Source organism: Iodobacter sp. CM08, assembly GCF_033446605.1.
Taxonomy (GTDB): Bacteria; Pseudomonadota; Gammaproteobacteria; order Burkholderiales; family Chitinibacteraceae; genus Iodobacter.
On record NZ_JAWQUO010000022.1, the window covers coordinates 73,187 to 84,883 of the forward strand.

At 51.5% G+C, this 11,697-nt stretch carries 8 protein-coding genes and 1 rRNA gene; 3 read left to right on the forward strand and 6 right to left on the reverse strand.

Annotated features, from left to right (window positions below; translation table 11 throughout):
* Window positions 1-165: 165 nt before the first annotated feature.
* Both R6242_RS13915 and R6242_RS13920 read right to left on the reverse strand, forming a co-directional pair.
* Window positions 166-1,545 carry a hypothetical protein gene (locus R6242_RS13915; RefSeq protein WP_318427739.1) on the reverse strand — a complete coding sequence of 460 codons (1,380 nt, stop codon included), beginning with the start codon at window positions 1,543-1,545 and terminating at the stop codon, window positions 166-168.
* A 9-nt stretch (window positions 1,546-1,554) separates the two neighbouring features.
* Complete coding sequence (locus R6242_RS13920) at window positions 1,555-3,681, reverse strand: adenylate/guanylate cyclase domain-containing protein (protein WP_318427741.1); 2,127 nt, start codon at window positions 3,679-3,681, stop codon at window positions 1,555-1,557.
* A gap of 332 nt (window positions 3,682-4,013) precedes the next feature.
* On the opposite strand from R6242_RS13920, the gene R6242_RS13925 reads away from it, so the two are divergent.
* Both R6242_RS13925 and R6242_RS13930 read left to right on the forward strand, forming a co-directional pair.
* Window positions 4,014-4,448, forward strand: coding sequence for a FecR domain-containing protein (locus R6242_RS13925; RefSeq protein WP_293930778.1), 435 nt, complete (start codon window positions 4,014-4,016; stop codon window positions 4,446-4,448).
* Window positions 4,449-4,451: 3 nt separating this feature from the next.
* Window positions 4,452-5,045, forward strand: coding sequence for an OmpA family protein (locus R6242_RS13930; RefSeq protein WP_318427744.1), 594 nt, complete (start codon window positions 4,452-4,454; stop codon window positions 5,043-5,045).
* A 78-nt stretch (window positions 5,046-5,123) separates the two neighbouring features.
* Here R6242_RS13930 and hutH read toward each other — a convergent pair whose 3' ends face one another.
* From hutH to hutI, 4 genes are all read right to left on the reverse strand, one after another.
* Window positions 5,124-6,659, reverse strand: coding sequence for a histidine ammonia-lyase (gene hutH / locus R6242_RS13935; protein ID WP_318427746.1), 1,536 nt, complete (start codon window positions 6,657-6,659; stop codon window positions 5,124-5,126).
* Window positions 6,660-6,873: 214 nt separating this feature from the next.
* Window positions 6,874-8,544: a urocanate hydratase gene (gene hutU, locus R6242_RS13940; RefSeq protein WP_318427748.1), complete on the reverse strand. Its 1,671-nt coding sequence runs from the start codon at window positions 8,542-8,544 to the stop codon at window positions 6,874-6,876.
* 252 nt (window positions 8,545-8,796) lie between these two features.
* Window positions 8,797-9,732 carry a formimidoylglutamase gene (gene hutG, locus R6242_RS13945; protein WP_318427750.1) on the reverse strand — a complete coding sequence of 312 codons (936 nt, stop codon included), beginning with the start codon at window positions 9,730-9,732 and terminating at the stop codon, window positions 8,797-8,799.
* Window positions 9,733-9,938: 206 nt separating this feature from the next.
* Window positions 9,939-11,177 carry an imidazolonepropionase gene (hutI, locus tag R6242_RS13950; RefSeq protein WP_318427752.1) on the reverse strand — a complete coding sequence of 413 codons (1,239 nt, stop codon included), beginning with the start codon at window positions 11,175-11,177 and terminating at the stop codon, window positions 9,939-9,941.
* A 451-nt stretch (window positions 11,178-11,628) separates the two neighbouring features.
* Between hutI and R6242_RS13955 the strand changes: the two genes are divergently transcribed.
* Window positions 11,629-11,697, forward strand: a 16S ribosomal RNA gene (locus tag R6242_RS13955); the annotation flags it as partial.

An 11,697-nucleotide genomic window follows, 5' to 3' on the forward strand; every position in this document is an offset into this window, starting at 1 on the left:
CAGTCTGAGCATAAAAAATACTAAGGAAAATATTCTAGGGGTAGCTGCTTGCTGCGCTCAATAGTGAACAAGGTGCAGCAAGCAGCGCTGCTATGGTGGTTCTGGGATGATTTTTTTGCGGGTAAGCTTGGTAAGTAAGGCGTACGGCTTAAAGGAATCATTCCTTTATGGTTTACCAAGTGGTATGGCATCAGGGTGAAATAGGTGGTTTTGTAGCGCCTGCATGGCTGTTTGCCTAGATAGGGCGATATGCATACAGGCGGTGATCATGGATGTGACGAGTGTTGGGTCAAGGCTTTTAAGAAACATTTGAGGTGATAGTTCGCCTTTAAACATTTTTTGCGCCTCTCCCCATGCTTGCAAGGTGCCTTGATGGCCTAGGCAGCGGTAAAGAAAGGCGGTAACAGGGGAGGCGTTTAGGTCTAGCGCGGCTTCTTCTGATCGTCCTTGATCAAAGATTTGCAATAGCTCTTGATTGATATCCGCTGCGGTGTTGGCTTCTGGTAGGTAGTCTTCGGCACGCGCTGGTTTGCCATTGCTATGACGTATATCGCCCAGAAACATCGATATTGGCCCATCTCCGCCTGTTGCCATTGCAATCGCTTCAAGCATTGCAATGGTGGTGAGCTTGGCTGCCAAGAAATCGCAAGAAAAATAAATGTTGCGGCGTGCGGCGGCTTGTAAGTGCTGTAGATTTTCGTTTGAGGGCTGCTGCTCATACTGATGGAAAATGGCTTTCTCTTTTAGTCCTTGTAAAAATATTTCCATACGCAGTAGTGCCGCGCGATAGTCTTGTAGGGTGTAAGCGCCAACAGCATTAAGTGGGACATTTGATTCTTCTATCAGCAGCCAAGTAGAGGATAAAAACACTCTGGGGCGGCTCTGGGCAAATTCCATAACGTCTTGGTTGCTAAGGCTAATGGCATCTTGCATGACTTCATTAACATAAGGGCCGTAGGTTTCTACATCGTGCATGCCGAGCAGCTGGCGGCTTTGCTGGTGGATTTGTGCCGCGAGTTGCTGGGTTGCGGCATCATCCCTAAATGGAATGGTGGCTTCAATACAGGCCGCAATAGCGATTAGATCGCTGAGCGGTAACCAAGGTTTAAGCAGGCTGACGGCAACCACGGCGCTTAAAAATTCATTCATGCCACCATGAGGAGGGAGCACTCCGCCGGGGGTAAAGCTAAATAGTGCCGCACACATACTGACCAGTTGATTGGGGAGCGGGTCTGGCAGCGTAAATTCATTGTTTTTGAGTTGGCAGATATTGTTTAAAAGTGCGCCGGTGTTCTGAGGGAAGCCCCAGTCTAGCTGGTAGTAAACTAAGTCATGAAACAGTGCGGCAAGTTGTGCCCGTGGCCGTAGGCCTTCGCAAAGCTGGAATACATGGTCGGCGGTGTGATATTTGCGGGTGGTGTTTTCCATTGCACGGTGCACTAAAATAGCCAGCCGTTCAATATCTGGCATCGGCACATCAACTGACATTTGCTTAAAAGATTCGCTGAAGATATGGATAATGCGGTTGATTTTTGAATTACTCATTCTGGCCTCTTACTTTTGCGTCATGACAATTAAATCGCTCTGCTCACCCTTACTAAGCCGATCAAGGTGCAAGGTGAGTAGCGGATCCTGAGGATATTGCTGTGCCAGCTGATTAAAATCATTCGCTGTAGCGGCCCCATCAACCATAGCCTGATACAGCTTGCAGTATTGCTCTAGCGGCGCATAGTTGGCTACTCGCTGGCTGGTGACTGGCTCAAAAACCTGTAGTGGTTGGCTTTTTCCTTTAAGTATGAGCCGGCCTATAGGGCGAACTTCTGCATGCGAGCAGCCACTTAGAGTAGCCTGCGAAAGGCAGATGGTGGTGCCAAGGTGCTTATTCACGCTTTCAAGTCTCGACGCGGTATTTACGGCGTCGCCCAGTGCACGGTAGTCAAATAAAGTACGCCCTCCAAAATTACCCACGATCACTTCACCAGAATGGATGCCAATGCGTGTTATGCCAAAGGGGGTGCCTCTGGCATTGAGCGCGGCAGAATAATCGCTGGCAAAAAGATCCATTTCTAGTGCGCAATTTAACGCTCGGCTTCGGTGATCGGCCTGCGTTACGGGGGCAGAAAACATGATCGCCAATGCATCGCCCACAATCCGATCTAGTGTGCCTTCATATTTAAAAGCAATGGCGATCATTTGATCCAGATAATCATTAAGCAGGGCCACGGCATCGGCTGGGTCGAGTTTTTCCATTAACGCGGTGAAATTGGCGAGGTCGGTAAATATAAAACTGCATTCTTGTCGTCGCCCACCCAGCGCCATTGAATCGGGGTTGGCGATCAGATGGCTGACTCGGTTTGGGGATACATAGCGGGAAAAAGCTTGCTTAATCCAGCGCTGTTTACGCTCGCTCTGCCAGTGGTGAATCAAGCTGCCTAGAGTAAATGTTGTAATGAAGATCAAGGCTGGAGTTACCGTATCCAGTAGTAAAGCGTGTTGGCGAAAGGTATACCAGCCAAGTAGTTGAAGGATCAGTAAGCCAATCAGTGTGATGCTTGCCGCAAATAGCGCCCGAAATCTCATTGTGAGTAGGCCAATGGCGAGCGCTCCCAATAGGCTAATGATACTTTCTGTGGATCTAGCCCAACCAGGGCGCTGTAAAACGCTGCCGCTGCTAATTTGTTCCAGCATCTGGGCATGTACTTCAACACCAGGAATAATTTGCCCCAGTGGGCTAAAACGTAAATCCATCAGCCCCTGAGCCGAGCTGCCAATTAAAATCATTTTCCCTTTAAGTGTTGGGGCTGGGATTTGCCCTGCTAGCAGCTTCCATGCACTTAGGTAGCGGGCAGGATCTGGCTTGGCATAATGAATCCAAGCCTCGCCGTGTTCTGTTAGCGGAATGGTAAAGGAGCCAATACGCAGCGTATCTGGCTGGCCATTTGCTAGCGTTTTTATAATATAGTTTTGCCCGCCTTGGGCAACGCGTAAGACTTCTGCATCCAGCGAGGGCACCAGCTTATTGCCAAGTCTAAGTAGCAATGGAATGCGGCGCACTACCCCGTCTTGGTCTGGAATAAAGTTGAGTGCGCCATTGCCGCTGGCTGCATGCTCAAATGCGGGCAGTGCAACAATGGCGCTTTGAAAAGAATGCAGCCAGCGGCTGGGCTCTGGGCCTGCATAGACATAACGATATTGTGGTGTACTTTGCGGCTCCGGCCCAGTTTCACGTCTGACGGTAAGTCCTAAAACCACCGGCGCGGTTTTGATGCTCTGCGCAAAAATAGTATCGTGATTGGGTAGCGCGGTGAGCGCGCTTTTCAAGGGCTCTTGTAGCGACCAAAGCTCAGCCATTGCTTGTGGCGAGCTGTGATCTGCCTCAGCAAAAACCACGTCAAAGCCAATCGCTGCCACCTTGGCCTCTTGCAACTTATTGATAATGGCCGCCAGCCGAGTTCGCGGCCACGGCCATTGCCCAAGGCGGGCTAGGCTTTCATCATCAATATCGATAATTTGCACTGCTAAGCCAGTGCTATGGCGAGCAGACCCGTGCTGATACTGATCAAATAATTGATTGCGTAATGTTTGTAAGGGAGTGAAATCAGCCCAAAGTATTGCCAGAGCTAGCATGAGCGCGGCAATAGGCAGAAAAACATTGGCAGACTGAATTGAGAATTTGTGCATAGCTTTAATGGAGCTAAGTCTATCCTTACATAGGTCTATTGATTTTTAGCCGAGTTGCTTAATAAAATCTATATTGGCTGGTAGCTTGACGATTTTAACAGCCATTGCTAATAAAACCAGCAGACAGGGCTTTGTTTGTGTGTTTTTTTACTATCGAGCAACTAGGCTTGTTAGCGCCGTAGACCGCATAGTTAAACGGTCATAGACTGCTCAATACAAACACTCCGCGCTGCGGTGAGACAGTTATCAGAGGTGGGGGAAATCACTACACGATTGCTTACAATTGTATGCTAAGTTTAAAATCACGGGTGTAGATTGAGTGGGAGCAAATCATGTTTAAGTATGTGGTGTTAAGTAGTTGCGTACTTTCTTCGGCGCTATGGGCTGGGGAGGTGCCGATAGGATGGGTGAAAAATGTCACGGGCGATGCTACGGTCAGTAGCAATGGCGTGTTGATAAAGGCGGAGCCAGGTACAGCGGTCTTGCAGGGTAGTGTGTTGCGTACTGGTGCTAAAAGCAGCATGGGCATTACTTTTAAAGATGAAACCATTATGTCTTTTGGCCCAAATACACAAATGAGTGTTGATGAATACCTGTATGCCCCAGCACAGGGGCAGCTTAGCCTTGTTGGCAAACTAGCAAAGGGCACAATGAATTATGTGTCCGGAATTATTGCTAAATTACAGCCCGATGCCGTTGCTGTGAGCACTCCGGTTGGCATTATTGGCGTGCGCGGCACACAATTTGTGCTGAAAGTTGAGGAGTAAGGCATGGTGGCTGGAATTTTTCGCTCATTGATTATCCCTAGCGTGCTGGCATTATTGCTGCAGGCCTGCGCATCTGAATCTTATATTGTGCTGCTAGAAAACCCGGATGGGCATACTGGTGCGGTAACGGTGAGTGGCGCAAAAGGTAAACAGCTGATTAAAACGGCAGGGGATGGCGCATTACTGGATGGATCACAGGCTCCAGCTCCAGTTGCAGCAGATAAAATCCGTAAAGACTTTGGTGAAGCCATGGCAGCAAGGCCCCAAATCCCTAAGCGTTTTATTTTGTATTTTCAGTCTGATGCTACTTTAACGATAGAGTCAGAAGGGCAGTTGCCAGCAATTATCGCCGAAGCCGCTGGCCGCCCTGTTGTGGATGTTTCTGTAGTTGGCCATACGGATACGATGGGCAAGGCAGATGATAATACAGCACTGGCGCTGGTGCGGGCCACAGTAGTGGCTAATTTGTTAAAAGAAAAAGGGATGAAGTATCACGATATGACTATCGAATCGCACGGTGAGCGTAATTTGCTAGTCCCTACACCGGATGAGGTGTACGAGCCTAAAAATAGGCGAGTTGAGGTTTCTGTGCGTTAAGAGTGTGTTGTAGTAATAATAAGCATTAATTGAAAAAAAGCCCACTTTTATAAAGTGGGCTTTTTTGTGGGTGGGTGCTTAAACCGATGGCAGCAAGTTTGGCAGGCTGAAGTGATTAAACGCAGCACGGCTGATCATGGCGGCGGCTTTTTCGATATCTGGCGCAAAGAAGCGGTCTTTATCGTAGAAAGTCACCTCGGCGCGCAAGATGGCCTTGGCGGCTTCTAGCTTGGCCGATGCTTTTGCTGGCGCTCTAAAATCCACGCCTTGGCAGGCGGCTAGTAATTCAACCGCCAGAATACCTGCGGTATTTTCACTCATGTCTTTTAAGCGGCGCGCAGCAAAAGTAGCCATAGACACATGGTCTTCTTGGTTGGCCGATGTAGGCAGGCTGTCCACGCTGGCTGGATGGGCCAGTGATTTGTTTTCTGAAGCCAGTGCCGCGCCGGTGACCTGAGCAATCATAAAGCCTGAATTTACCCCGCCGTTATTCACTAAGAAGGCAGGTAGCTTGGATAAGTGGCTGTCGATCAACAGCGCCATGCGGCGCTCAGACAGTGCGCCAATTTCTGCAATGGCCAAGGCTAAATTATCTGCAGCAAAGGCCACTGGCTCGGCGTGGAAATTACCGCCAGATAAAATCACATTGTCGTCAGCAAACACCAGCGGGTTATCTGAAACGGCGTTGGCTTCGGTTAGCAGCGTATCGGCTGAGTTGCGGATTTGCGTAAGGCATGCGCCCATCACTTGAGGCTGGCAACGTAATGAATACGGGTCTTGTACCTTGCCGCAATTGGCGTGGGCTTCGGCGATTTCGCTGCTGCTTCCAAGTAAATCGCGATAGAGTGCAGCAGAATCAATCTGGCCTTGATGGCCGCGCACCGCATGAATGCGTGCATCAAATGGGGTGCGGCTCCCCATAGCTGCTTCGACTGATAAGCCACCGGCTACCGAGGCGGCAATAAATAAATCTTCCGCAGCAAACAAGCCTTCTAGTGCAAAAGCGGTGGAGGCTTGTGTGCCATTAAGTAGCGCCAAGCCTTCTTTTGGGGCGAGTACAATGGGGGCAAGGCCAGCAGCTTGCATCGCGGCTGCGCCTGTTACACGATTGCCATCAACAAACGCTTCGCCTTCGCCGATCAGCACGGCGCTCATATGCGATAGCGGCGCTAAATCGCCCGATGCACCCACCGAGCCTTTTTGTGGAATCACTGGATAAATTTGATGGTTGAACAGGGTGATCAGCGCTTCAATCACTGAGCGGCGAATGCCAGAAAAACCACGCGCCAGCGAGTTGATTTTCAGCGCCATCAGCAAGCGCACCGTGCCGTTTTCCATCGGCTTGCCAATGCCCGCTGCATGCGAAAGCACGATGGAGCGTTGCAGCAGCTCCAGCTCTTCCGTCGCGATTTTGGTACTAGCCAGTAAACCAAAGCCGGTGTTAATGCCATAAACCGTGCGCCCTTCAGTCAGAACGCGTGCCACGGTAGCGGCGGCGGCATCAATGCCTGTATGGGCCGATACATCCAGCGCTAGGGTGGTGATGTCATTACGGGCAATTTTGCGTAAGTCCGCCAGCGTTAGCTGACCTGGTTTGATGGTGAATGTGCTCATTTCTTTATCCAGTGTGTTTGTATTTTATGTGGCAAGGGTATGTAGGGTGGGCACCTGTGCCCACGGGGCGGTGGCAAAATTTGCCGCTTATGGAGATGAATCCATGGCACGCGTCATCACGAATTCTCGCCACGCGTGGGCACAAAATCGTGCCCACCCTACATTTTTTTATGTGCTCTGTGTCTACAGATCTTAGGGTTTGCAACGCTGCCTTTTACTTCAGCATCGGCAAATCTAATCCTTGCTCTTTGGCGCAATTTTTGGCGATATCGTAGCCTGCGTCGGCGTGGCGCATGACGCCGGTGCCGGGGTCGTTCCACAATACGCGGCCCAAGCGCTTGGCTGCGGCGTCTGTACCGTCAGCCACAATGACCACGCCAGAATGCTGCGAAAAGCCCATGCCGACGCCGCCACCGTGGTGGAGCGACACCCAAGTTGCGCCGCCTGCGGTATTGAGCAGCGCGTTCAAGAGCGGCCAGTCGGATACGGCGTCCGATCCATCCAGCATGGCTTCGGTTTCGCGATTTGGGGATGCCACAGAGCCAGAGTCGAGGTGATCACGGCCAATCACAATCGGCGCTTTTAACTCGCCATTTTTAACCATTTCATTAAAGGCCAGCGCAAGGCGGGCGCGATCTTTCAGGCCTACCCAGCAAATACGTGCTGGCAAGCCTTGGAAGGCGATGCGTTCACGCGCCATATCTAGCCAATTGTGCAGATGCGGGTTATCTGGGATTAGCTCTTTGACTTTTGCGTCGGTTTTATAGATGTCTTCCGGATCGCCAGACAGCGCTACCCAGCGGAAAGGGCCGATGCCTTCGCAAAACAGCGGGCGTACATAGGCGGGCACAAAGCCGGGGAAGTCGAATGCGTTTGTTACGCCTTCTTCCAGCGCCATCTGGCGGATGTTATTGCCGTAATCAACGGTGGCCGCGCCACGCGCTTGTAAATCCAGCATCGCTTGCACTTGCTTGGCCATGGATTTTTTGGCGGCCTTGGTCACGCCTGCTGGATCTATTTTTTGCTTTTCACGCCAGTCGGTCACGCTCCAGCCCTGCGGCAGATAGCCGTGTACTGGGTCGTGAGCGGAAGTCTGGTCAGTCACAACATCCGGAGTAATGCCTCGGGCCACCAGCTCGGCAAACACATCGGCGGCATTGCCTAATAGGCCAACGGATACAGGCTTGCCAGCTTCTTTTGCATCGGCCACGATGGCCAGCGCTTCGTCCAAGGTGGTGGCTTTGCGGTCTACATAGCGCGTTTTTAGGCGGAAATCGATGCGGGTTTCATCGCATTCCACGGCAATCATCGAAAAGCCAGCCATGGTGGCAGCCAGTGGCTGAGCGCCGCCCATGCCACCCAAGCCGCCGGTCAAGACCCAGCGCCCCTGCGCAACGCCGCCAAAATGCTGCTTGGCCATGGCCACAAAAGTCTCGTAAGTGCCTTGCACAATGCCTTGGCTGCCGATGTAAATCCAGCTGCCTGCGGTCATTTGGCCGTACATCATCAGGCCTTTTTTATCTAACTCATTAAAGTGCTCCCAATTGGCCCAGTGAGGCACCAGATTGGAGTTTGCCAGCAGCACGCGCGGCGCATCAGGGTGCGATGGAAACACGCCCACCGGCTTGCCGGATTGAATCAGCAGCGTTTGATCGTCTTCCAGCCGAGTCAGCACCTCCAGAATCTTGTCGTAGCATTCCCAATTACGCGCCGCACGGCCAATCCCGCCGTAAACGACTAAGGATTGCGGATACTCGGCCACTTCGGCATCAAGGTTATTTTGAATCATGCGAAAAGCGGCTTCAGTCAGCCAGCTTTTACAAGTCAACTCGCTACCGCGTGGCGCGCGAATAACGCGGGAAGGATCATGGCGTGGGTCAGTCATGGTAATGGCTCCGGTTGGTGTGTATACAAAACCTAAATCTTGAACCACGGAGTGCACAGAGAACACGGAGTTACACGGAGAAAATCAAGCGTTAGCTTGGGTGTTAAAGCTTATTTTGTAGGGTGGAACCCGCCGTGCTTGGCATGAAGCGCCACTTAATCGGCTGATTTTATCTGCCCTACAAGCACTTGTTGCTTTTCTCCGTGAGACTCCGTGTTCTCTGTGTCCTCCGTGTTTTAAGGTGTGGGTTCTTTAATTTTTTGAAACGAATGGTTTAAAGCTTCTGCAAATGCTCCATGCCAATCTGGCGGCGGCTTTTGCTCCGTGGCTGTCGGTGTCAAATAGGGGGTTGAATTCCACTAAGTCTGCTGCGACGAGTTTTCCGCTGGCGGCAAGCAGTCGGCTAAGGTGTTCGATCACGCTGATTTCCACGCCAAAGCCTGCTGGGGCAGAGACGGCGGGCATTTGTGCTGCGGGCAATACGTCTAAATCAATCGTTAGATATACCACGTCGACTTGATCGATAAAGCTTTGCAGCTGCGCCTGTGTTGCAGCTAGCTGCCACGGTGTCATGTCGGTATCGAGCCGCCATGTGGCTTTGAGCCGTTCTGCTGTGGCAAACAGTGCTTGGGTATTAGCCGTTTCGGCCACCCCCATACATAGGTAGTGAAAATCTTGTCCACGTTTGGCGCATGCGGCGGCGATTTGGGCGAAGGGCGTGCCGGATGTGGGTTCCGCCGCTTCTCGCAGATCAAAATGCGCGTCGAAATTCACAATGCCGATGCGCTGGTTTGGGTAAGCGTTAGCAATCCCTAGCCAGTGGCCGTAAGCCGTTTCATGTCCGCCACCCAGCACAAGTGATAGATGACCGGCCTGAATATGTTGGCTCACCGCAGTGGCAAGGCGTTGGTGGGCGGCATCTAAATCACCCTCTTCACAGGCCACATCGCCAGCGTCGTAAAGCGGTAGAGTGGGGTGATAAGCCAGATTAGCCAGCGCCTTGCGTAAAGCCACTGGCCCAGCCACGGCTCCCACGCGCCCCTGATTGCGGCGTACGCCTTCATCACAGGCAAAGCCAAGTAGTGCAATACCTGCAGGCTGATTTACAGCTAAGGGCTGCACCACTTGATGCCAGCGCCGCGCCGCATCGCCTTCAGCAGCATCAATACGCCCAGTCCAAACGGTCATGGTTTTATCCTGTTAAAAAATATTAAGAGTGCTAAATCTTGAACCACAGAGAGCGCAGAGGACACAGAGTTTCACAGAGAACTACAAAGACGGCTGACCCGCTAATTGATAGATGAAACGGGTGGTTTACACGCTCTCGTAGTTCTGACGATTAAGTAGGTCAGATTTTCTCTGTGTAACTCTGTGCTCTCTGTGACCTCTGTGGTTCAGGGTTTAACCATATTTCTAATCCCTCTGAATACTCGCTGTTTGAGTAGCGGCGTGCCTAGGCTGTAAATTATTTCGGCGGGGTGTTCGATATTCCAGACTAAAAAGTCTGCGACAAATCCTGCGGCTAGCTGGCCGTGTGTCGCTTCGCGCCCCAGTGCTTGAGCTGCGTGGCGAGTGGTGCCGGTGAGGGCTTCTTCTGGGGTAAGGGCAAACAACACACAGGCCTGATTCATGGCAAGGCGGATAGAGGCGAAAGGGCTGGTGCCGGGATTCAGGTCGGTTGATACCGCCATCGGTACGCCAGCTTCCCGCAGTGCGGCAACTGGTGGTTTCTGAGTTTCGCGTAAAAAGTAAAATGCACCGGGTAGCAGCACCGCCACCGTACCAGCGGCTTGCATCGCAGCAATGCCTGCATCGTCGAGGTGTTCGATATGGTCGGCGGATAGGCCGTTAAACTCGGCTACTAGCGCTGCACCGTGCAGATTGGATAGTTGCTCTACATGGCCTTTTATTTTTAAGCCGTGTTTCTTTGCGGCTTCAAACACGCGGCGAGTTTGCGCGGGGCTAAAGCCAACGCCTTCACAAAATACATCCACCGCTTCGGCCAGATCCTCGCTGACGGCGGCAGGCAGGATGCGCGAAATCACTTCATCGATATATGCATCGCTGCGGCCCGCAAATTCGGGCGGCAGGGCGTGCGCGGCGAGTAGAGTGGTAGCAATTTCAACTGGATAGTTGTCCGCAAAGGATCTTGCGACTCGTAGTTGTTTTAGCTCGTCATATAGGCGCAGCCCATAGCCAGATTTAATTTCCAGCGTAGTGACGCCCTCATCCATTAGAGCCTGCAGCCGTGGCAGGCTAGCTGCGCATAAATCGGCCTGCGATAAATCACGCGTGGCATTAACGGTAGAAACAATGCCGCCACCTTCGGCTGCAATCTGCTGGTAGGGCACGCCGGTTAGGCGTTTTTCCCATTCTGCGGCGCGGTTGCCGCCGTACACCAGATGAGTGTGGCAATCGATTAGGCCAGGGGTAATCCATAGACCAGCCACATCAATCACTTCGCCACGTAAGCCAAATTCAGCTAGCGCCTCTGCCTGCGGCAAGATGGCATAGATCTCTTCGCCCCGAATCCATAGTGCGTGATCATTTAAAACGCCATAAGCCGCTGGCTGTTGCGGATCCATGGTGGCAAGACGGGCATTAATCCATAGCGATTCGGTAGGCTGGCTCATGTGGACTCTGTATGGTGAGTAATTGTATATACATTTACTCATTCTAGACTTGATGTCAAGCAGGGAAAGCCGTGTTTGCGCTATTTACTAAAGTATAAAAAGCAAAATAGCTTAGCGTGGCATGGGATATATCGGGCCGCAGCTAGTGATTTGCTTGCGCTGTGCTGGAGTGCATAAGTTTGATTTTTATATAAAACAGCGACTTATCTATTAGTTAGTCTTTTATTCTTAAGCCTTGCTTGACCTATTCAGTGATGCCCCGTATATTTCGGCCTCTCGCTGCAGCACACACAGCAACACGGTGATGTCACAGCGAGACGATCTTTAACAAAATACAGTCGATGAGTGTGAGTGCTTGGTTCGGAAGCGAAACAAGTGCTTGCATTAGTATTGAGTATTCAGCGATGGATGCTCAGAATAAAGTAAGCCAGTAAGTACTAGCTTAGAGATTAAACTAAAGAGTTTGATCCTGGCTCAGATTGAACGCTGGCGGCATGCTTTACACATGCAAGTCGAACGG

What these genes read in the sequence shown, in the direction of transcription:
- R6242_RS13915 (WP_318427739.1), bottom strand. Translation starts at nt 1,545, where the DNA reads ATGAGTAATTCAAAAATCAACCGCATTATCCATATCTTCAGCGAATCT.
- R6242_RS13920 (WP_318427741.1), bottom strand. Translation starts at nt 3,681, where the DNA reads ATGCACAAATTCTCAATTCAGTCTGCCAATGTTTTTCTGCCTATTGCC.
- R6242_RS13925 (WP_293930778.1), top strand. Translation starts at nt 4,014, where the DNA reads ATGTTTAAGTATGTGGTGTTAAGTAGTTGCGTACTTTCTTCGGCGCTA.
- R6242_RS13930 (WP_318427744.1), top strand. Translation starts at nt 4,452, where the DNA reads ATGGTGGCTGGAATTTTTCGCTCATTGATTATCCCTAGCGTGCTGGCA.
- hutH (WP_318427746.1), bottom strand. Translation starts at nt 6,659, where the DNA reads ATGAGCACATTCACCATCAAACCAGGTCAGCTAACGCTGGCGGACTTA.
- hutU (WP_318427748.1), bottom strand. Translation starts at nt 8,544, where the DNA reads ATGACTGACCCACGCCATGATCCTTCCCGCGTTATTCGCGCGCCACGC.
- hutG (WP_318427750.1), bottom strand. Translation starts at nt 9,732, where the DNA reads ATGACCGTTTGGACTGGGCGTATTGATGCTGCTGAAGGCGATGCGGCG.
- hutI (WP_318427752.1), bottom strand. Translation starts at nt 11,177, where the DNA reads ATGAGCCAGCCTACCGAATCGCTATGGATTAATGCCCGTCTTGCCACC.